This is a genomic window from Nitrospirota bacterium, assembly GCA_040757335.1.
GTDB lineage: Bacteria > Nitrospirota > Nitrospiria > 2-01-FULL-66-17 > 2-01-FULL-66-17 > JBFLXB01.
This window is the reverse complement of the sequence record JBFLXB010000002.1, coordinates 63,705-86,274: the sequence shown is the minus strand read 5'-3', so window position 1 is coordinate 86,274 and position 22,570 is coordinate 63,705. Positions and strand designations below refer to the sequence as shown.

Annotated in this window: 16 protein-coding genes; all 16 read right to left on the bottom strand. The window is 54.1% G+C overall.

The genetic code is table 11. The features are described from left to right. Positions 1 to 10 precede the first annotated feature (10 nt). The 16 genes from rfbF to asnB all read right to left on the bottom strand — a co-directional run bounded on the left by rfbF (position 11) and on the right by asnB (position 22,523). Positions 11 to 781, bottom strand: coding sequence for a glucose-1-phosphate cytidylyltransferase (gene rfbF / locus AB1451_02430; protein ID MEW6681764.1), 771 nt, complete (start codon positions 779 to 781; stop codon positions 11 to 13). Positions 782 to 955: 174 nt separating this feature from the next. Beyond that, the gene (locus tag AB1451_02425; GenBank protein MEW6681763.1) at positions 956 to 3,052 is read right to left on the bottom strand and encodes a VCBS repeat-containing protein; all 2,097 of its coding nucleotides are present in this window, start codon (positions 3,050 to 3,052) and stop codon (positions 956 to 958) included. Between the two features lie 235 nt (positions 3,053 to 3,287). Continuing rightward, positions 3,288 to 4,256 (bottom strand): SDR family oxidoreductase, encoded by a 969-nt coding sequence (locus AB1451_02420; protein ID MEW6681762.1) that lies wholly within the window; start codon positions 4,254 to 4,256, stop codon positions 3,288 to 3,290. 40 nt (positions 4,257 to 4,296) lie between these two features. Further along, the gene (locus AB1451_02415; protein ID MEW6681761.1) at positions 4,297 to 5,142 is read right to left on the bottom strand and encodes a class I SAM-dependent methyltransferase; all 846 of its coding nucleotides are present in this window, start codon (positions 5,140 to 5,142) and stop codon (positions 4,297 to 4,299) included. A gap of 840 nt (positions 5,143 to 5,982) precedes the next feature. Then, positions 5,983 to 6,789 (bottom strand): FkbM family methyltransferase, encoded by an 807-nt coding sequence (locus AB1451_02410; GenBank protein ID MEW6681760.1) that lies wholly within the window; start codon positions 6,787 to 6,789, stop codon positions 5,983 to 5,985. After that, complete coding sequence (locus AB1451_02405; protein ID MEW6681759.1) at positions 6,786 to 8,261, bottom strand: hypothetical protein; 1,476 nt, start codon at positions 8,259 to 8,261, stop codon at positions 6,786 to 6,788. The genes AB1451_02410 and AB1451_02405 overlap by 4 nt, the downstream gene beginning before the upstream one ends. 652 nt (positions 8,262 to 8,913) lie before the next feature. Further along, positions 8,914 to 10,212, bottom strand: coding sequence for a glycosyltransferase family 4 protein (locus tag AB1451_02400; protein ID MEW6681758.1), 1,299 nt, complete (start codon positions 10,210 to 10,212; stop codon positions 8,914 to 8,916). A gap of 47 nt (positions 10,213 to 10,259) precedes the next feature. Continuing rightward, positions 10,260 to 11,237, bottom strand: a complete 978-nt coding sequence (locus AB1451_02395) for a GDP-mannose 4,6-dehydratase (protein ID MEW6681757.1) — start codon at positions 11,235 to 11,237, stop codon at positions 10,260 to 10,262. A 12-nt stretch (positions 11,238 to 11,249) separates the two neighbouring features. Continuing rightward, positions 11,250 to 12,092 (bottom strand): PIG-L deacetylase family protein, encoded by an 843-nt coding sequence (locus tag AB1451_02390; protein MEW6681756.1) that lies wholly within the window; start codon positions 12,090 to 12,092, stop codon positions 11,250 to 11,252. Positions 12,093 to 12,119: 27 nt separating this feature from the next. Continuing rightward, complete coding sequence (locus tag AB1451_02385) at positions 12,120 to 12,974, bottom strand: hypothetical protein (GenBank protein ID MEW6681755.1); 855 nt, start codon at positions 12,972 to 12,974, stop codon at positions 12,120 to 12,122. 71 nt (positions 12,975 to 13,045) lie between these two features. After that, positions 13,046 to 14,659, bottom strand: coding sequence for an oligosaccharide flippase family protein (locus tag AB1451_02380; GenBank protein ID MEW6681754.1), 1,614 nt, complete (start codon positions 14,657 to 14,659; stop codon positions 13,046 to 13,048). Positions 14,660 to 15,296: 637 nt separating this feature from the next. Continuing rightward, positions 15,297 to 16,250, bottom strand: coding sequence for a glycosyltransferase family 2 protein (locus AB1451_02375; GenBank protein MEW6681753.1), 954 nt, complete (start codon positions 16,248 to 16,250; stop codon positions 15,297 to 15,299). Beyond that, complete coding sequence (locus AB1451_02370) at positions 16,235 to 17,680, bottom strand: class I SAM-dependent methyltransferase (GenBank protein ID MEW6681752.1); 1,446 nt, start codon at positions 17,678 to 17,680, stop codon at positions 16,235 to 16,237. The genes AB1451_02375 and AB1451_02370 overlap by 16 nt, the downstream gene beginning before the upstream one ends. Continuing rightward, positions 17,677 to 18,930 (bottom strand): O-antigen ligase family protein, encoded by a 1,254-nt coding sequence (locus AB1451_02365; GenBank protein MEW6681751.1) that lies wholly within the window; start codon positions 18,928 to 18,930, stop codon positions 17,677 to 17,679. The genes AB1451_02370 and AB1451_02365 overlap by 4 nt, the downstream gene beginning before the upstream one ends. A gap of 33 nt (positions 18,931 to 18,963) precedes the next feature. Further along, a complete protein-coding gene (locus AB1451_02360; GenBank protein ID MEW6681750.1) occupies positions 18,964 to 20,664 on the bottom strand; it encodes a hypothetical protein in 1,701 nt (566 codons plus the stop codon). After that, complete coding sequence (gene asnB / locus AB1451_02355) at positions 20,616 to 22,523, bottom strand: asparagine synthase (glutamine-hydrolyzing) (GenBank protein ID MEW6681749.1); 1,908 nt, start codon at positions 22,521 to 22,523, stop codon at positions 20,616 to 20,618. Before asnB ends, AB1451_02360 begins: the two co-directional genes overlap by 49 nt. Positions 22,524 to 22,570: the final 47 nt, after the last annotated feature.

Sequence of the window (22,570 nt, the reverse complement as noted above, 5' to 3'; positions counted from 1 at the left end):
TCGGTCCCGGTTACTCCCAGATCTTCCAGGGGGCCTTCCCGCTCTGCCAGTAGTTCTGCAGGATGTGTTTCTCGCGCAACGTGTCCATGCACTGCCAAAACGAGGTATGTTTGTAGGCCATCAGCTGGCCGTCTCTCGCGAGGTTTTCCATTGGCTCCTTCTCCCATTGCGTGTCGTCCCCGGCGATATAATCGAACACTCCAGGCTCGAGGACAAAAAAGGCGCCATTGATCCACCCCTCGCCAATCTGCGGCTTTTCTGAAAACTCTGAGATCCTGTCACCGTTAAGTTTCAGATGCCCGTATCGTGCCGGTGGCCGAACGGCTGTCAAGGTCGCGAGCTTCCCGTGAGAACGGTGGAACGCCAATAGTTGCTTGAGATCGACGTCCGCCACTCCGTCTCCCCAGGTAACCATGAACGTTTCTTTGCCGACATAGGGCGCAAGGCGCCTAATCCGCCCGCCGGTCTGGGTGTGGAGGCCCGTATCGATAAGATCTACCGTCCAGTCCACTTTGTTCCCGTCGTGATATTTTACGCTCCCACTGCCTAAATTCACTGTCACATCACTGGATAGCGTGCAGTAGTCCAACATATACCTCTTGATGATCTCGCCCTTGTATCCAAGAGCTATTACAAAGTCCTTGTAGCCCTGGTGCGCATAGATCATCATGATATGCCACAGAATCGGTCGTCCTCCGATCTCAACCATTGGTTTTGGTTTCGTTTCTGTCTCTTCCGCAAGTCTGGTCCCATGTCCGCCTGCCAGGATTCCTACTTTCATATCTCCTGCCTCCTTGACAAGGAAGATGATCTATTCAAGTTTCAATTCTGAAAGGAACTGCTATTGTGACATCTCGATCAAGAATCAATTATCCGAGTTTTGAAATTGCCAGTTCAAGTTTGCTTCTTGCTTGGACTTAAATGCCTTACCATACAGGACATAGTTGATTCCCCTTCATCCTCCATTCCCGGGGTTGGCCTTTTTCCACAAGTGAACGAACTGGTATTGGCTCCACCCCATGGAAACAATTTCTAAAACCCCATCATTGTTAAGATCCACTAGCCTAGCCCCTAAGTGGCTGCTGTGCGGGCCTCTCTCAACTACATGTGGAATCCAGTTCCGACCCCTGTTCCTGTTCAAATATACCAGGGTGAGGTTGTCGTCCGCCGCTTCCTCCTTTTGGTCCGTGTGTTCAGCGGCGACGATATCGATGGCGCCGTCACCATCAATATCAGCAGTATCCATACTGTTTAAGGACCGGTGTCTGCCGATGATGTGGCGTTTCCATTCCCCCGTCTTGGTGGAATCAGCAGGGGACTCAAACCAATAGAGGTGGGCGGCTAACTCCCAATCCTGCCTTTCCTCCGTAGCGATGATGTCAAGTTTTCCGTCGCTGTTGAGGTCCGCCAGGGCGATGCGGTCCAGGAAAGTCCTGGAGGGATCGATCAATCTGCCTGCGACGTGCATTCTCCATTTCCCGGCCAAGGAGCCCGGATTCTCGAACCAGATGAATTGTTGTCCATCCGCACGGACAGCAGCAATGTCCAGGTCCCCATCTCCATCGATATCTCCGACACCCACGCCTTCTTCTTCATTTTCTGTGGAAATCGCGTGAAGCGGCCACAGACCCCGTTCCGGATCTTCAGGGACTTGAAGAACATAAAGGCGTTTGCCGCGGGTGAAAATCAGTTGTGGCTTTTTCCCGGGAATGAGGCTCGCAGTAGAATACCCCTGGGTACGGCCTTTTTCCACTCTACCAACTGCTATGGTCCTCCAGGAGGCTAGTTGGTCACTTTCGGCCTCAATCCACTGCACGGTGTCGCCGTCGATTCCAACCAAATCGAAGAGGTTATTGCCGTTCACGTCTATGGCAAAGAACCCGTCGATGTTCCCTGGCAGTTCGATTCTCTTCCACGGCTGCTGCATATTTCCCTTCGGATTCAGGTAGAGGAACGATCCGGCCACGATATCGGCAAAGCCGTCGCCATCCGCATCCCCAAAGGTCGTGCCCATCTTGCCCCTCTGGCTCTTGGGGCGCCTCTGGTCGACGGACACGTACTCCCAACTCCCCTCCGCGCTGGAGAGGTTTTCCCACATCTCTATGGCCCTTCCTCTGCCCGCGTAGTTCTTGCCAAGAATGTCTATGTCTCCATCGTTGTCAATATCGGCCGAGCGCATGTTATGAGAGCCGGTTCTGGCCAGCACGGCGGGCTCAAACGATCCCCCTTTGTTGAAATAGACCAGCACCCGCCTCTTCCAGGAAGTGTGCATCTCTGCCGTGACGATGTCGAAATCGCCGTCTCCGTCAATATCAGCGACCTGGAGCGAGTGAGCCCCGTCAAGGCCCCCCTTCTCGATAGAGTGCTCGGCCCAGGGATCGGTTCGGGGATCTTTGGGGGATTCGAACCAGGATATCCCCCCCTTTCCCTCCGAAACACTCAGGACGACATCAGGCAAGCCGTCGTCGTTCATGTCTGCGATCGCCACCCTGGTGTCGGGAGACCACTTCGGAGCAATCGGGTAACGCGTCCACCCCTGTGCCCCCGTACCAGCGTTTTCCAGCCACGATCCTCCAAAGACGATATCTAGATCACGGTCCTCGTCCATATCCTCCAAGGCGATGCCTTCACCCTGGCGCTCGATGATAATATGCCCTTTGAAGACATCAAGGCTGACCTGCGTCCAAAGTACGACCTCCTTCTTGTCGCAGGTTACGATATCCATTTTTCCGTCCGCATTCATGTCACCGACTACGACATCATGCCCATAGGCGCTCCCAACGACATGCGGGATCCACTCTCTCGGGTCAGATCCGGAATCGTTTTCAAACCAGACAATCTTCCCTTCCTTCTCACCGAGTGAGCTAATCACTATGTCGAGATCGCCATCTCCATCAATGTCCGCCAACTGTCCATCGGTTGTGAATTCTCCGCTCGCCACAGCGTGTCTTTCCCACGTGGGGTATTGATACCACACCAGACCCGCAACCTGGGCTCCTTGACTGCCAATCACCACGTCCATGTTCCCGTCCCCACTAACATCTCCCAGCATCAAAATGTCCGTGCAACAGTCCTCCCCAGCGTCTGGGTGAGGGTCGATGACCCAGTGTTCTAAGACCTCGACAGACTTCTCTCGTTGCGCGCATGCGAACAAAAGGAAAAGGCCCAATCCGATTCGAACAAGGGGAATCGCCCTTTTCACCGCGACCACTCCCAACTGCACTCACAAAAACCGCACTGGTAACTCCGCGCATTGACAGAATGAGCGATTCTCTTCGTACTGCTACTCACAGGATCATTTCTCGGGAAGTGAGCGATTTCCGATACCAACGCATCGTCATCTCCAACCCCTTCTCGAAGCTCACCAACGGAGCGAACTGCAGATGTTCGCGCGCAAAATCGATCGCGGCCAAAGAGTGCTGGACTTCTCCCGGCCGCTGCGGCGCATGAACAGGTTTGGCACTCCCTCCAGACAGGGATGCAATCGTTGCCCACAGTCCGTTGATTGAGACCGATTGGCCGGTGCCCACGTTGAAGATCCTGCCGGGAGCGGACGGCGAGTGCGCTGCCAAGATCAACGCCTGAACCACGTCCCCTACGAAGACAAAATCCCTGGTCTGCAGACCGTCACCATAGATTACCGGTTGCTCGCCCGTCAACGCCTTCACGATAAAAATGGAAATGACTCCGGAGTATGGCGACGAAGGATCCTGCCTCGGTCCAAATACATTGAAAAAGCGCAGACTCACGGTTTCCAGGCCGTAGAGCGATTGATAGACGCGGAGGTAGTGCTCCACCGCCAGCTTTTGCACAGCGTAGGGGCTGAGGGGTCTAGGCCGCATATCCTCCCGCTTGGGCAACGTCGGTTCATCGCCGTATACGGAACAGGAGCTCGCAAAAACCACCCGACGTGCCCCGGCGGCGCGCCCAGCCTCGAGCACATGGAGCGAGCCCGCCTCGTTAATAGCAGCTGTGCCGATCGGATCCTCTGTTGTCTGCACCACGGAGACAACCGCCGCTAAATGGAAAACGACTTCGCAGCCAGCGGCGGCCTGGGCCAGGGTCTTCCGGTCACGGATGTCCCCGTGGATGAAATGCACGTGCCCGGCGCTTGACCCGAGATTGGCCATTTTGCCGCTGGAAAGGTTGTCCAAGACTGTCACCCGGCAGCCCTCGGCAGCTAACGATTCTACGAGGTGTGACCCGATGAAGCCAGCGCCTCCTGTGACCAGGGCGCTCCCGAAGCTAATCAGCATGGCAGATCGTTATTCGATGGAAAGTTGTGGTGCTCTGCAATCAACCCTGCGCCCTCCACCTTTCCCCCATATAGTTAGAAGGGAGCGGAACGAGGATAAATCTACTCACGAGTTCACTAAGTCTTTCATCATTTGGATCTCGCTTCTCCTCAAGCAACTGTAACAATTCATTCCTATCAACTTGATATTCACGCGGCACGATAGATTCCGTAACGGAGCACTCTCTCTTCATAACTGGATTTGGCCATTTCAAGCTCAGATCCAATTTGTCTCCCGATCGTTTGACGCGGTAAATCGGGTTAATTTCTAGGCTAGTTCGGTCTCTGTAAAACGCCGAGGGAAATCCTTTGTGGATGCCCCAAAGTTTCGGTTGGCCTCCGATCAGTGTTAGGGTCGGAGACTCGTTCAGCCGAGATAAAGCCGAACTCGTTCCCAGGTCAAGCATACGTTTCTCGCACAATCCGTGGAGGATCTCACCCTCATCAAAGAGTCTCGCCTCAAGGAAAGCGAAGCACTCCAAATACTTTTCAGGGCTCAGCGGAACTCCGGCGACTATGTTGTCTTGCAGTGCATTGTGTAAATGTGGGAACAACCAGACTGCGCTGGAGGTCAGGATGCGCCTAAGTTCTCCAATGACCGCTCTCTTTGAGTGAAGGTAATGGAACGCATCAAGGCAGAAAACCGCATGAAAGTACCTATCAGGAAACGGACTGGGACATTCCGCATCGAGACACAAATGCGTTGCCTCGGGAGCCATAAACCGCTTGGCAAGATAGAGACTTATAAAATCTGAATCCACTGCCACCACAGACATCTCTGGATACAAACGCCGCATCAGGAAACTGCTGTGCCCTGTTCCGCAGGCCAAATCAATCACGCGAATCACAGAATCGGAGGTAACCTTGCCTCGCCAGTTTGGCGCCTGGGATCGTTCTAGCGTCCCCTTTGGCGCTGAGCGCTCCGTCGGGGCCCCTGCGGAATCTTGGTCCAACGACCCTAGCAATTGAAGAAGCCCTGCCGCTGCCAGGAAACTCGGATTCGCATACCTGTGGAAAAGGTAGTCGGCAAACACCCTCGGCCTCCTGACCAGGTCGACCGCATCTCTAAAACACAAATCTCGATCCGCAACAAGGCGGCGGCAGTTAAGGTAATACCGGGCTTGGTGCCATCGTGTGCGATGTGCCCATTTTATTCGAAAAACGTTCATGCACTGAAGGAGTGCTCTTCGTTCATCCCGGCCCGTGATCAGATCCACTACGCTCTGTAGTCCATCAATGTGCCGCAGTATCGGTATGCCCCCAACGACAGGATAACGACTGCAGGCACAGCGAAGAACCCCATATCGAACGCTGTCCGCATCGCCTTCGCCACCCTCACCCGACGACCGAAACAGCACATCGAGGCCAGAGCCACAAAACGGACAGTGAAGTGTGCCGAGGGATGAGAGTTCCATTCTGTCTCTGACGAATGTTACCTGGACCTAGCCCGGACTATTCATGAACCTTCTACTGTACCCGCGGATACGCGGCTGCACCGGGCGGTCTCGCCGCTCAGTCGGTCAACGTACTGCACTGAGTACGCCTCCCTTCCTCGCGGCTCTGAGCGCCCGTTTCGCTGGCGTCTGCGCGGGTTCGTTACGAACGTTCATGAATAATCCGGGCTAGGACTTCTCGCAGCAGCTAGTCTCTGAAACACGTATAGCAGGCGCCCTCGGGTTCCAAACAATTCAGCCCGCATCCGGAGACTCCACCGGCACCGCCAGGGAGTGCCCGACGTTCCATTTGAGGGTAGGATATGACTCTTCGAGATGGAGGATCCGGTAACCGAATCCGGCGACCAATTGATCAAGTTCCTGCCAACGGCTGCTGAAGGCTTTCTTGTTTCCATCGTCAATCTCGTACAAGAGGATCGGCCTTGACGTAGCAATCGTTCTTGACATCCCTTGCACCACATCGAGTTCAGAGCCTTCAACGTCGATCTTTACCAGGGTCGGAGCCCGCAAATTATGCGCCTGTATGAAGTCATCCAACGCCACAACACGCACATTCCTTGTGGAAGCCGGCACAGCCGGTTTGACGACCGACGTCGAGAGGCTGGCTCCACCATTCCATTCCGTCAAAAGCAGGTCCTCGTTTCCGGACATTCGCCCCACAGCCACCTCAAAGGATTTCATATTTTCTAGCTTATTGACTTTGGCGTTCTCACGGATGGATGTAATGTTCTCTTCCACAGGCTCGAACGAGTAAACGTACCCCTCTGATCCCACCAGCCTCGCGGCAACGATGGAGAAGAATCCCACGTTGGCACCGACATCATAGAACACATCGCCCGAATGGAGTTGCGTCGCCAAGGCGTTCTGAACTGGGCGCTCGCTTGACCCCAGAATGTAGTCATGGTTTTGGGGATAGACCACCTTCAGACCCGCCCCTTCCCCCCGCTCAATCGTCCAGAGTCGCCCGCGCAGTAATCGCTGCCCGACATCTCCAAGCAACCTCAAGGAGAGTAACCTCAGAAGGCCTTCTTGAAATGTCATGCTCGATCTCTCACGACAAAGTTGTGGAAGACACTTCCCGTGTCGGTTCCCCATTCCCAGTTCGCGACAATGCCAACGCGGCTTATGACAAGCTCCTTCCAGTCCGCGTAAACGTCGGAGAGCGCTCGGTAGAGTACGGGCTCGCCATTTATAAAAGCCAGAAATCGCTTCCCGTCGAATACCACTCTGAAGTCATAAGGCACTCCCCAGTGGACTCGGTTGCCAATGTTACTCCATACGGCATCATATAGCTCCTCGTATCCGTCCCTATAAAAGAAGGCCGCAATGGACATGGCGGGAAAATCTCCCAGGAATAGACTCAGAGTGATGTAATTTAATCCATCCTGCCAAAATATTAGGCCTCCTCGCCCTTTCTCCCTCATGCCTTTTCGCATCCCAGGGGGCGTGATCTTCACCTCGACGTCAGCAAACGTGGGGTTATGCCATTCGATTGTGTACGCCGTCCGATCAGGACACGGCTTCTCGACGGTGGCAAGTACCTTTGCACCTCGTCCACCAATCGACTGAATAACGCCTCGTCCAATATCCTTTTTCCAGATCCTGGCTCCCACCTTTGTAGTACGCCCAGCGAGGTCACCAGGTGGACCCTCGAAGGCGCACTCCACAACGACATGATTCCCTTGTTCGAACCATGCGTTCCCAAGGTCGAACGCTTTAGGAATCGGCATATCACGTGGATGGGCCTCAAACGAATGCACCGTGGCGTTGTCAGTGCTACCGGCGACTCGAACTCCGACTCCAGTTCCGTCCCCCAACCTAGTGTCCGATAAACTCGTCCCGTATACCAGGTCTCCATTGAGGTGCAATCGGATATTCTCGCCATCATCAGCGACCTGCACAACATTCTCCGCATTGGGCGCAAGGTAGTGGCCCTTGGCGGCGGGAAAGCTGTGCCACGATCCGTCTTCATTGACGGACAGCTTACACTGCCGGCTTCCCACCTCGAAACTCCAGTAGTTCTTCTCATCCTTGGCACGCCAGATCAATGCCATTCCTCCCATAGCCTTATCGGATGTGTGGATCACAACATGAACCAACCCCACAGGCGCGTTCAACTTCAGCATAGCCACGTTCGTGGCACCTGTTGCGATCAACCCTCGCTTAGTCCTAGCAAACTCTCCCTCGTAGACCGTCCAGTTCCCTCCGATTTCAGCATTAGACAGGTGAAGCTTCCCCTCGCCGGTCAACGAATCAGCGCCGTGCGCTGAACCGTACCATTTGTCGAACTCGGATAGCATTTCCACTTGCGTACTATAGACTCTCGTGTCAGCCCGGAAGCCGATCTCACCGAGGACACTCTGGTGGACCCCTGCGTACACCTCTTTGTCGGCGTGCACCGCGTCGACCGCCAGCAATCGCATCCTCGGATAGGCCGTAAGGCCTGGCACACCCGGAACCGAAGCACCATAGTATGCGGCCCCTTTTTCGCGCAATACGACGAAGTAGTACATTGGAACATTCTGAAGTCCGCGAACTGTCCGGACGACGCCTAACCCCGATCGCGCCCAGAGCTCACCGCCCTCAGACGTGAGAGCATGGACGATAAGCGAATTGCCCTCGCTTAAGGGATCGCCGGGTCTATCACTAGGAAACCACCCTACGGCAAGATTCTCACGGAGAGGGTCCACCTTAAGAAATCGTGATCCGTGTCTAAACCAATGAGACAATCGCCGCCACGTGAACTTCTTCTGCGAGCCTCGTAGCCATCGTATAATTCGTGTGAGCGGCTTGTCCGTCTCACTCCCTCGAACCCAGCGCACGAGTCTGGCCCTGAATCCGTCGGGAAGCGGCTCGGATTGAGATATGTTATGACCATTGGTGAGAAAGGCGCCAAAGGCCAACCCGTTCCTTCTCGCGTATGGCCCGTAGGCGATTCCAGAGCGCCCCCACCCTGGTCGAATCAAGGGCTGGATCCGGAGGGCTCCATTGTCTATGCTGATCACCCGCTCCTCGTCTACACCCTTACGCGCAACCCGCGCCTTCACTTCCGTCCCGATCACACCACCCGGTGGCCGCTCGTCAAGGAATCGATCAATCATCGAATCAGTTTGCTCACGTTCTACACCTTCTGGGCTTGTGCTGCTGTCCATTCGGGGCCCCGGATCAACACACGCCTTTATGCGTGGACTCGGTCTCCACTACCGTGTCATACACACGCGAAACCTGGTCGGCGATGGCGCGCCACGAAAACAACCTCAACGCCCGCTCACGTCCTGCAGAGCCCATCCGTCTGCGTAGGTTGCTGTCCCCAAGAAGCCTGGATAATGCCGCAGCCAGCGCCTCGGGATTGTCAGGCTCGACCAACAGCCCCGTACTTTCGTCGACCACCGCCTCCGCGATGCCACCGACGGCGCTGCCTGCTACTGGCAATCCGGCGGCCATGGCCTCAATAGCGGTTAGCGGAAATGCATCTGAGAGCGACGAGATAGCGAAGACCGTCGCCCGGCTATAATGTCCTGCCAATTCTCCATGAGCCACACTTCCGTGGAACCTGACGCGATCGGCTAGCCCCTCGGGAATCCGATTCCTCAAGTCCTCCAGGTAATCTCTGCCGTAAAATCTCTTCAGGCCCTTCACCGCGGGATCGTCACTTAAGGACACCAGGAATTCTTCAGGCATACTGCCGGTCCCGCCTACCAGTTCGAGACGTGCCGTGGGGTATTCGGCAGCTACAAGCTTGAACGCCTCAACCAAGATGTGCACTCCCTTTTCCGGCGAAATGCGACCAACGAAGAGTATCCGAAGTGTGTCGGGAGAATTCATCGCGACTGCGCCTACGGAAGGGACGAAGAGCCCGACATCTGCGCCATTGAAGACCACACTGCACTTCTTATCAAGATGCGGGAACTTCTCAAGTATTCGGCGAAGAATGTGAGTGCTGCATCCGACAATCGCATCCACGGCTTCAAGTCGTCCCGCGATCATAGCTGGATCAAGCTGCGAAAGCCATTCACAATTCATGTGGAGGACGATTTTGGATTTGGGATTGAAGAATCGAACAATAGGGACATATTGAGAGAACTGATGGATATGGATTACATCGCACTGTTGCTTGCGCAGATTGAGCGCCACCCAGAGAACATAGCCCACATTGTGAATAGACGAAGCAAAAATGGGGGTGCCTCTTGAACCAGTGATATATCCCGTCATGCTTTTTACGCGATGCAACGCCCGATGGTATCGGTTGATGAGGCGATTCAACAGTGTGGGGGCATAAATATACGTCACCCCTCGCTCATATTTTGTCCTGCTCCGAAGGAGCCCCCCCTCCATTTCGTATGCAATGATATGCTCGCTCTTTGCCAACTCTTTAAGAACGCCATAGGTCCAGATCGAAATCGAACCGTAAGCTCTGGGCGGATCGATGCGACCTAGCCCCTGAGACACAAAAGCGATCCTCATTTTCCTTTCCTTAGGTTCTCTGAGCTTTGCCTTCCTGGCGTGTAGGCCTATATCTCTGGCTTCCACTCCTCCCGGTAGTAGTTGTAGACGTCTTCGATAATCGTGTCCAACGTCTTGGTGGCATGGTACCCAATGAGCTGGCGGATGCGGGTGAGATCAGGCCTCCGAGCATCCATGTCCTCGAAGTTTTTCCCCAGGACCTTTTCATAGGGGAGCCGGACTATTTCTACCTTTGGATTTACTCTCTTTTGAATCTTCTCGGCAAGGTCATTGATCGTGATTTCCTCATCGTTGCCGATATTCACAACGAGTCCTTGTGCCTTTTTCGTCTTCATCAGATTCCGTAGGGCCGGCACAACATCAAGAACGTGGGTAAAACATCGCGTTTGCTCTCCCGACCCGTATACGGTGATCGGTTCCCCAGTCAGCGCCTGTTTGACAAATCGGGGAATCACCATACCGTAGCGACCGGTTTGCCTCGGCCCTACGGTATTAAACAGCCTCACGATAACGCCGGGGAGTCCCTTCTGCCGGTTGTACGCGAGAAAGAGAAATTCATCGACAGCCTTTGATATGGCATAGCTCCACCGGAAACGGCTCGTCGGCCCGTATACGACTTCACTCTCCTCCGAAAAGGGGAGCTTGTCGCTCCGGCCGTACACTTCCGATGTGGACGCAACCAAGACCGGCTTCCCGTAGGTTACGGCATGTTCCAACACCACCTGGGTTGAATTGATATTGTTCTCGATGGTCCGCACCGGGTCTTCCACGATCAATTGAACCCCTACCGCAGCGGCTAGGTGGTAGATTCGATCAACGGAGTCTACGATGCCCTCGAATAACCTTCCGTCTTCAACCTTGCCTATGTAGTACCTAAATCGCTTGTTGTCTACCAGGTGCTTGATATTGTCGAAACTTCCGGTGGAAAGGTCATCCAAGATAACCACTTCCTCCCCTTCCTTCAACAAATAGTCTGCGAGATGACTTCCGATAAACCCAGCTCCGCCTGTGATCAGATTTCTCATTAGTCGACTCCCTTATCCTTGAAATTTGTATCGAAGGAATATCTCATACTCCCTAAAGAAACACTCTAGAAACTGGCCGCCAGAAATGTCCCTGAGCGTGATCCATTCTTTGTCAGGTATGATCCGTGACATTTGGGACTTGTGCTCCTCCAAGGCCTTTTCCTTTTGCGCCAACACACCGCCTATCCGAACGCCATAATTAAAATCCCTCCCGATTCTTAGCCCGAACAACTGAGAAAGAGTGTTCTTCAGGATCACCTTTCTATAGTTGTGCTCCAGTATATCTATCCCCACCCAAGGCCAGTGATACCAGTACCATACGGGGTACTCGAGGACTATCGGATTCCTTCCCAAGAGCCCTAACGCTTTCTTCACGATCCGCGTCGTCTCGCGGTGGTCAGCAGACCATAGCAACGGCTCGCTACGGTGAGGAATAAAAATCTCATCGGGATTCTCTTCCTCGATCAATTCACTGACTCTTTTAGCTGCTCTCTCTGACTCGGACGCAAGGGCCCCTTCTTTGAAGCCTAGTAAAGTGACATTGTCAGGCTTTAACCCGAGATTGATGGCCGCATTCACGCCTTCAGCCGAGCGCATCTTCGTCAGCGTTTCCCCGGACACCAGACTCCGATGCGACGTGCTCCCATCGGTCATGAAAACGATTTGAACTCTCGTCCCAACACGGGTTTTCCTTATAATCGTGCCGCCACACCCGAGTGTCTCGTCGTCGAAGTGAGGCGAGAAGACCATGGCCGACCTACTGCCACACAGACTGCCCTCCTCGTCCGCATATCCTCCCTGTATTCCGCGAATGAAACGTTCGTATAGGATCTCTCGAAGCCAGACGCTGATCATCTATTAGTGCCCCTTTCGCCCGACCACCTATGGCAGATGTTTGGAGCGCATTATCAGCCATTCCTGAACAGCTGGCCGCCGTTCGTCGAGCGCGCCTGCCCAGTGTTGGCGTGGAAGGACCTTAAGCCCGGGATACCGCTCGACACTCGGCTCCCTAGTTCGGCTCTCTATCCTGTCAATCAAGTGGGACGCCCTGAACCTCTCTTGGATGGTGGATGAAATCTTCGGGTTGAGATAATCATGGCACTCGACGATGATATCGGCCTTGCGAAGAGACGGTGCCGCGCCAGGATCCAGCAATTCGTATTCCGGTCCGTCACAATCCATGAACACGAAAGTCCGATCTGTTATGAGCCTCTCAAGTTCCGCTGGAGTACAGAGGCCAAGCAACGTGATCCTAGACTGAACGTTGTTTAACGCCGCCAGCGTTGAGCAGCGCGCCAGCGCCTCCTTGTCGCCATCGAAGCCAAACGCCTTGGCTTTCGGCATTCGAAGGGCCAACCCAGTTAGCCAATAACCCGACGCACAACCTACATCAATAATGCGGTCAAATCCCCTTTGGAGGAAGGCCTCAATCGTCGACGCGAGTTCTTCTTCGTAACACCCGAGCAGCTTCGGAACCAGACATCCTTCTTTCGCGTCTCGGATACAGACCATACCCTTAAACGGACCGCTCTGGGTGATGGCGCCGTAGTTCCTCATGACGCGATCCGCAAGGCACTGCTGATAGGCTAGCGATTTCGGCCAAGGGTCCATCGGCAACAACCACTTGATCGCCCACGTTTGAACCGCCAGAGGCATCGGCGTCCCAACGATGAGACCCTCTAGAGCGGAAGCACCACGCCTCTTGAGCTTTCCAAGCATCGTCCGCATAGTGGTCATCAATCTCCTTGTCTACCACTCACCATGAACCGCCCACATTCGCTTTCTGTCGCTGCCATACCGCTCCAAGGTCACCGAGCTTGCCAAAGGCGGATGCGGTTGCAGATCGCATCGATCTGCCTCGAGCGAAAGGCTCGTTCCAGTACCCTTCTTGATAGCGAGTCGCCGCCGAAGAGCAGATCCGCACCGATGACCAGTAGACCCGTCAACCCCGCGAATACGCCGCCCAGGACAAACAAGCCGAGCCATCCGACCTCACCGAAATGCCCCCGAATAGCAACCTGGGCTGTAAACACGGCACCCGCCAGCAACAGAGGTACACCCACTGTCCTAGTTAGCAGTATGATCGAACGGCCCCCGAAGATGCGAAACCAGCCCCATAACAGGCCCGACAGCCACCCGATTGAGCTCAGCAGATAACCGTATCCAACCCCGACCGGTCCGTGTGCGGGCACCAGTAACACGCTGGCAAATAGAACTGCGCTTCCTGCCGAAGCCATTACAATCGTCACATACCCTGGCTTCCCGCTTCCTCGAAAGAATGTGGCAATCGGGGCAAATCCAGCCGGTGCAATAAAACTTATAGCCAGTAACTGCCCCACTGGAGCACCCTCTCGCGCAAACTCCGGTCCGATCCAAAGCCGCAAGAAGTCAGCCATAAGCGTAGCGAGGGGAATGAACAGCGCCACGGCAGCGGCCAAAGCAGCCCAAGTAGCATTCACAACGAGAGCATTCGCAGTCCTTGCGTCCCGGTTGGCGCTGAATCTGGGCATCAAGGTTTCAATGCCGCTAATGACGACCATATAAATGTTATAAGCAACACTGTCGGGCGCTCCGAGATAGGCTACACCGGATGGACCAACGCGATTTCCCAGGATAAGTTTTCCAGACTCGCGGTAGAGGGAAAGGAAGATTTGAGTCAGAAAAGAAAACATTCCGTAGCCGAAGATCTCCCGCAGTCCCGCCAACGACGCCTTGGGCACCCACAGCACTCCCGGCAAAAGCGTTCGAGCCACTCCCACTCGCACGCACAGTGTCGCAAAAGCAATCAGGACATCCCACAGGACCACATGGAGAACCCCAAACCCTGAGATCGCGAGAACTACAAAACCAATGGAACGAATTATACCCTGGCCAGTTCCGACCTTGCTGCTGATATCATATCGCTGCAGGGCCATGGGAATCGACTGGAATGCGTTCGAGATCATTCCGAGCGAAAACAGCAGGGCCGCAAGACGCAACAGCGAACCGACCAACGGATATTCGCCGGCAGGTACTTTCAACAACGTTGCCACCACCGGGCCCGCAAAAAGAAAGACCCCTGTAACAATGCCACAGACCACCACATAGAAGGACAGCGTGGCTCCGAAGACCCGATTGACGCCTGCCAGATCTCGATCTCCGAGATAGTGAGCCACATAACGAAGTGTGGCCTCGCCGACCCCGAGGTTCGTGATGCTCAAAACGCCGGTTACGGACCATACCACCAGCAGAAGGCCGTACTGCTCCGTTCCCAGGTTACGGATCAGCACAGGAGCCAACAGGAAACTGATGGCGATGCTGCAAATGGTGGCAAACGCATTCCAACCAGCGTTCGTTAGTGCCCCCATTGGACGGGCGTTTTGCACACTCGTGGTGCTGGCCATCGGAGCTTCTGTCACCTCTTTATCGCCAATCGCCGCCAAGAGCATCCTTCCTACGCACGCCCGGCTCTAACTCGAACCACGTGCCATTCCGTCTGTTCCTCACCAGACAGTCGCAGAATCCCGCTCTGCGTCTGCCGACCGTGCGCACCGGCTCTTCAGGCCGGGACACGGGGAACGATCCCGTATCCGCGTGCACTCTCGTTGTAGCCGGCTGGAGTGATCCTGTACGCGATGGCACAATCCGATCTCGTAGACGCAACACGGGCCACTCAACCAGTCTGCTCGCCATAGCTCCCGCCACGATTGCCCCGCTGCCAACCACAAGCACGCTTACCAGCCACACAAACTGGTTCGGGCCGCCGGCCAACGCCACTAAACGTCCACCAAATTCTCGCTCCAAAACTCCAATAGCGGTTACGTGCCAGAGATAAATCCCGTACGAGTACACGCCGATCAACCTATCAGTGATGCCGCGCGTGATACGACGGGCGCGAGGCGCCCCCAATCTCCGGAATGCGTGTGATACGCCGCCACAAAAAACGCCCCCGAGCCCAGCAGCGTCCCAAGTCAGGCCCACAGTCCAGACGAACGTTGTGCTCGGGTCAATGAAGACGTTTGGAAGCCAGAAAAGAATCCCGAACACGGCCAACACACCCCGCGATCGCCTCGAATCACCTCAGGACCCTCGCCTCCCCAACTGCTGCTTTACTTGATCCGCTGGCTGTCCGCCGACGACGTCCCTCACTCGGCCCTTGAGCCGGCCTCCCGCATTTTTAAAGCGCCTCCAGTAATGCACCGTCGTCACGACCAGACCACATCTCAACTTCTCCGCGGAGCTAAGCGGCGCACGCGAAACCGCCCGCAACATTTCCCACACCATCCGTTCCCAGCTTGGAAGAATAAACACCTTCTGTGCGGCGGTGGGATCATACCATGCGGCTCGAGCACGGTGGCTCGGATTCGCTTTCATGGACCGCCCCCGGTGCATCCGCATCCGGAAGAGAACCTCATCCAATTCCCGAATCTCTCCAAGCATCGCCAACTCAGAGAGCAGGACGTTGTCTGCGCCGAAAAAAGGGCCGATCAACCCTGTCCTCCGTAGGACCTCCGCCTTGATCAATCCAAACACCGGGTCACAGAGGTTCAACGACCAGAGAATTTTCGCCAGACGGCGATGCGGCCGCGGGTCACTGAAGCCAATTCGATCTGAACCCGTCTCTAGTGTTCGTCCCTCTTCGTCAATTAACTCTGCCTGCGGATAAACCATTACCACGGACTCAGGTGCCTCCTCCAAAACCTCGACACAACGCCGCAACATCGTGCGATAACACTCGTCATCATGGGCCGCCCACTTGAAATACTTTCCCTTCGCCAACTGAAATACTTTGTTGTAATTCCCGGCTGCGCCAACATTGGCCCTATTGCGCGAATATTGTATCCGTTTGTCGTTCCGAGCATATTGCCTACAAATGACCTCGGTCTCATCATCCGAGGCATTATCGGAAATAATTATCTCAATGTCATCGATGTCCTGATTTAAAAGTGAAACCAGAGCTCTCTCGATAAATCTCTCACCATTAAAAACAGGGAGACCAATGCTTACCATGGGGTTGTTCATTTGTTCTTCCACGCCACCCCAGACTCATGTGGCAGCGGTTCGGCGCGCACAACGATATTTCGCGAGAACCAGTTATTCAGTAGACCCAGGCAGACCCAACCTAACACCTCGTAGCGAGGTTCGACCACGGAGCACGATTTGGTCACCACAAGCCCGCTTCTATCCAACCATAACGAGAGCATACTTCGCGTAGTAAAATGTAGCCTGTAACGATTGAAGCACTGACCGTCGCTAACGCCTCGAGCGCGAAGCCTCATAAGCTCTCTTTCGCGTAGTAGCGAGGGGTAGTTGAAATTTGGCACACTGATGATCATGGAACCGTTTTCCGACAGAAACGGCCGGAAGTCCCTCAGCGTCGCAATTGGATCAGCTACATGCTGAAGTACATCCTGGAATACGATGCAATCATAGTGCATACCCCGCAGGGCCTCCCTGGCAGCTTCGAAACTCGGATTAACTGTTTTGATCCCTTTTGCGGCAGCGCTTACCGCAATTACGCAATCCAACGGAATTCCAATCACTTCCACGCCTTGCATCACCAAGTCGGCCTCAGTTGATCCGCATCCGCATCCGACTGACAAGACCCGGTTCGCGCCTTTTGGGATAAGGGACAGAATATCGTCTCGGCGGGGCTCGTGGTACTTTTTATCCCACCTAGCATCATCGAGGAGCGTGCTCGTATCAAACAAAGGGCCTCGGATTGTGGGCGTGCCGGAGAGCACTTTAAGGGCCTCGATCTCCCTATCCGCCCACTTGGCCTCAAGTCCTATCCTGCCAATGTAGGCATTAGGGAGATGCGGAAGACAAAAGTCATTCAAATGAGAAATGCAGACTAGCTTCTTCATTCCGCACTGAGTGTAGGGATCCGTCGCCGCTGTTACCAACATGTCATAGCGCCCTTTCCTCGGCGGCAAAAGGAACCCACCAGATTCGATCGCCTTTCTTAGCTGTCCTCGAGTCAAGATAAAGCATGCCGAATGGTCGTTGGTATAGTGAGCGAAGATATACTCTCCGATCTTTACTATCGAATTCGGGTCCCAATGGAAATGATCATGAAACGTCGTGAAGAACTTCTTCCCCTCTGGGGATATCTCGTAGCGAATGAATCCCGAAATGTATCGGTCTGGCAGAACTCGGGTAACCTGAATAAAGGCGTCAATATTACGTTCAGTTATGAGAGTGTCGTCCTCTGTATAGATAAAAAAATCATATTCCTCTATCCGCTTAGCAAATAAGGTCTTATGGCCAAACGGGAGCGACCATGGATCCTTCGCCGGAAGACCCACGATGACTTCGACGTCTGAACCAAGCTCCTTTGGGACATTCGACAGGACAGCGATAGAGACCTCATACCGCTTCATCGAACGATATTCATCAAGCAGTCTCTCTAGATACTTAGCATTCTTGCTTCCGAAGTTCGCAATCGCTACTAGGCCTTTCACGATCGTATTCCAGACTTTACAGATCCGATGAGAGCAAGATTGAGATAAATGAATAGTGACGACTGGTCGAAGTACGAGACTGAAATGAATGTTACGGCATGTGTGAATAACGCCGCTCCAAGGGTCCAGACCACGAACCGTGAGTGGGGTGAGAAGTCATCCGTATGCCGAACCGCCTGACCCACGAAGGAAAATCCCTTGGCAAGGGTGCCGATGAAGAGCAACATCAGGGGCAACCCACCTATAACTCCCATTTGAAGGTAATGGTTCGTAATGTCAGTGTGTTCTGCACTCCATGAGACGCCTGACGCCATCCAGTGTCTGGTATAGTCAGTTCCAGCAAACCACCATTCAGAGATATGCTCGATCGACGATTGTATTAGTCTAGCTCGGTGCCAACCGGTGCTACCGCCAACTAAATCGATTCGCGCAATAATGTAATATGCTGGGTCTTTCATGTACAAATCAAGGGCGACATACGCTGCTAACCCAAGCCATCGGGCGAGATGAACCCGTCGGCGAAACCGCCACATAACCAGAGCTCCCACAGCCGCAGCACTGCTCATGATCGGGCCGCTCGACGTACTGGCAATCACGATTGTTAGAGAGGCTACAATCCCGGCGATAGCCCAAAACCGGTGATCTCTCCACAGCCCCACCATAAGGGGCCCAGAAACAGCACCCACAGTCCCAGCCAATATGGCGTGGGCAAATGGTCCATTTGCTCGGACACGGCCTTCTCGGATGTACGGATCGGCGCTCACGCCGCCGAACACCGCAAAATAGTTGTGGGACATGAGCTTTTCATAAACCATTTCAGCAGCAACCGGTACCAACAGGATCGCTGTTAGGCGGGACAGCCCTATAACGTCATCGAGGGACTGACAAAAAACCCGAATCAGAAAGTAGATTCCGTACGCATCGTAAACGACCCCTAGTCGATATACCAACGCCCCCCAAGGATCTCTGTGAAAGACGCTACTGGTCGAGGCCCAGAGGGCCCATGCCAGCATCAGCCAATCCAGGCCGTTCATTCCACCCGTCATCCGCTCGCCTCGGGACATGATCCGTACGAGCCCAACGGCAATCAACATTCTGAGCACCATAAAGTGGAACGGTCCGACCTCAATCCCCTGGCCACGGGTCATATAGCACGCTCCCGCCAAAAGAGGCAGTGCAGCTAAACGACGGGGCAATAGCAGCAACGCCGCCGCGTTGATGAGTAGAAACGATATGGCAATAGAGTTCACCTATTCGACCCCTTTATTATCTTACGCAAACGATCACGCACCTCGATCTATCTTCGCTTTCGCTGCAAATCCGGTAGCTCGTCTCAGCACAGGTGATATCCGATCCCTCACTTCCGTGATTTGTCTGCGCACCATGGGCCAAAGGCGAAGGCCATTGCCCTTCATTGCGTCGATCACGGGCGATGTCGGAAACTCAGATACGATCTCAAGTCTCTGCAGAGGTCGCACGGTAATCGGCGCATCTGGGAGGTGCGGATTCCATCCTGACCTCTCACCCAACAGTCTCCACAAAAATGGCGCGGACTGAGCCACTCGCAGCCTCGGCTCCTCCACCCAGAGTTCATTTATTCCATCAGGGATACAAACCTCTACGCGTTTTGTAAACATTCTAATAGAAAGGCTTTTCCCATCCAGCCTCCGTGCATAGTGCCCCCGACAGATCTGCCTCATATTTCCCCACCGCACGGTTCCGATTGAATCGATAAATCCAGCTAAGTCAGAAAGGAGATGTAACCCTTCCGCAACATCGTGGTGGTGCCCAACCGCGATGACAGGTTGATGGAGTAGTGCTGCAATCAGAATGCTGTTATGACAACTTCGCTTAAGAGGAAATCTTAATAGCACAGGCCCCCCCCCAATCATCTCAGATGGTCTCATGCCGAGGGTACGGACCCAGGTCGCCTCTTTGTTATAGTGGTGAAGCGATCCTCGGGACACACAGGCGGCTTCGAACCCCAACTGTGCCATCGCCCGAAGAGTACTTTCGCTGCACGCTCCGTGGGGAGGTGCCATCACTCTGGCTACTTCTACACCGGAACGGCGTTCAAACTCGCCAATTCGTCTGAGTGCCTGCCACAACTTTGTGTCGAGCTCTTCAGCCAAGTACGGCCTGGCAAATTCCTCTGCTATGTGATCATTCCCGTGGATCAGCAGTGACAGTTGATCACGCTGCTGCTGAAATATTACGGATGTGGACTTGTGGACGAACCATGTATCGAGCGGAATCGTAGCAAATGACACGTGATACCGGTGCCTTTCTGCATGCATCGCTATTTCCGCGAAATCGACGAAACCGTATGTTCGCCAATGCAGATTTGGATCGTCAAACATAAAACACGCTTGCAGAGGGGGCTGTTCCCAGCGCTTATCCTCAGTCAGATTGCGCAGAAAGAGAATTAAGGGAAGCAGTTGCAAGAATTCCCGCCCGTGGAAGTATCGAAACAGTGGCTCCCCTTCGTTCAACTCTGGAAGGGGTGAGGCGACGTAGTGATGCTGCCGCCCATCAACTTCCTGCATCGCCCAGAACGGGGCCCCCCCTTTAGAGGCAAGAACTACAATATCGTTCCTTAAGTTCAACGGCAGAGATTGCAACTTCGAGGCCTCAGCAGCCTCGACACGTCTGCCGGATAGAACAGCAGGAAGCGCGGAATGCCGACCGAATTCGATGGTGGAGGACATCCCACATGGAACAAGTTGATCATCAGGGATGATGGTGTAGGATGGGCAGTCACTATGGGCACGCCGCCGCCGAATCTCTGAATCCCCTTCGTGGCGAATCCATGCATCAAGCCCAGCGTCGCTGCCAAAAGGACGTTCTTCAAGACGAACGCCGAAGACTTCTCCCAAGGCATCGAGTAACCTCCAATGCCCTGACTTCAGGGGGGCTGCAATCCCAATGGTTTTCACTAAACTCGTGTCAGAGACGCTGAAGTGTCGATAAAGGATCGGTGCCACAACTCCAAGGCAATCAAAATAAAAAGGCTCTTCGAGTGGGCCGCCTGTTCCAGGCTTGCATTGAGCATACGCTCCACCGCCTCCCGCCGAAAATATCCCCTCCTTACGGCCGCGTCGTCGAGCAAAATGGTGCGGATATGCTCTTGCAGCTCCCCGGCGAACCACTGATCATATGGCACTGGGAGTCCCGTCTTCTTTCTGTGAATGATCTCGGTCGGGACTCGTTTGTCGAATGTCCTCTTCAGAATGTACTTGGTAGTCATACCGCTAACTTTGAAACGTGTCGGCAGTGAAGCCGCGTATTCCAGGATGCGGTGATCAAGAAGGGGAACCCTTAGTTCAACGGAATTCGCCATGGTCATTTTGTCGGCCTTGACCAGAAGATCGTCAGGAAGCCAGGTCTTCGTGTCGATGTAAAGCATCTTGTCAAGAATTTCCAGATCCTGGATCCTGCCGAGAAGGGACTCCCTGTAGTCCTCCTTCTTTCCCTGCGCTAATAGACGTCGAAACTCATCCGTATAGAGATCCAGCAAATGGCGGCTCACTAAGGAAAAAGGGCTTGACGTCCTACTATAGTAGTAGTCGTCGAAGCCCGCGCTCATCAGTTGCGCATACTTCGCGATCCTACCCCCGTCCGCCATCCCATTTGCCATTAGTAGAAGCGATCCTGCGGCGGGCGAGAGCCGGCCAAGCGCTTTCTTGATCCGTTCCAGCCACACCAGATTTCTGTAGTTCGGATAGCCGGCAAAGGCCTCGTCTCCGCCCTCTCCGGAGAGAAGCACCTTGACGTGAGAGCTTGCCAGCTTTGTCACGTAATAGAGCGCAACGGCAGGAGGTTCGCAGATCGGCTCCTCCATATGCCAGATGAATTGGGGCAGACACTCCGCAAAATCATGCGCATCTATAGTCATATCGTAGTGTCTTGTGCCAAACCTGTCTGCGGCAATTCGCGCATACTTTCGCTCGTCTGCGAAGGCTGGGGAGTCGAACCCAATCGTAAATGTGCTGATCGTCTTGTCCGTCTGCTCGACGGCAATACTCAACAGCGCCGTTGAATCCATCCCGCCGCTCAGCAGAAAGCCAACCGGGACGTCACTGATCATATGATCACGAACAGCCCTCTCCAGCAGTCCCATCAGTTCTTCCTTGACCGCCTTCTCATTCTTGTCAGTTTTCACCGAAGGAAATATAAGATCCCAATACTCAATATCCTGTATCACACCGTTTCTGCAGAGCAGATAGTGGCCGGGGAGTAGCTTCTTAATGCTCTTGAAGAGCGTCGCTTCGCCTGGAATGTAGTGGTACCGAAAAAGAGAATCGATAGCTCTGAAATCGACACTACGGTTGATTGTCCCTTCGGCCAGAATTGCCTTCAACTCGGAAGCAAAGATCAGACAATCTTCTGTTTTACAGTAATAGAGGGGTTTGATACCGACACGGTCCCTCGCCAGCACGAGTGTCCTACGCTGGTCATCCCAAACAGCAATGGCAAACATCCCCTGCAGCTTCGATACAAAACCGACACCATACTCTTCGTACAAATGGACGATAACCTCGGTATCCGATTCCGTAATGAACCGGTGTCCCTTCACCAATAGGCCTTCGCGAAGCGTTTTGAAATTATAGATCTCGCCATTGAAGACTACCCAGACCGTTCCGTCTTCGTTCGACAGCGGCTGCCCGCCGGTCTGGAGATCTATGATTGAGAGTCGTCGATGCCCTAGTCCAACCCCTTGCGACAGGTAAATGCCGCCATCGTCGGGACCACGGTGTCGCATGACGTTGGTCATGCGTTCAATATTTTCACGCTCGACCCTTCCGCGACCGCTGAGAACAAGCTTACCGCAGATCGCACACATTACGATGGTATTCCACTCATTTCACAACTGGTCCCCGCCCTGTCAGG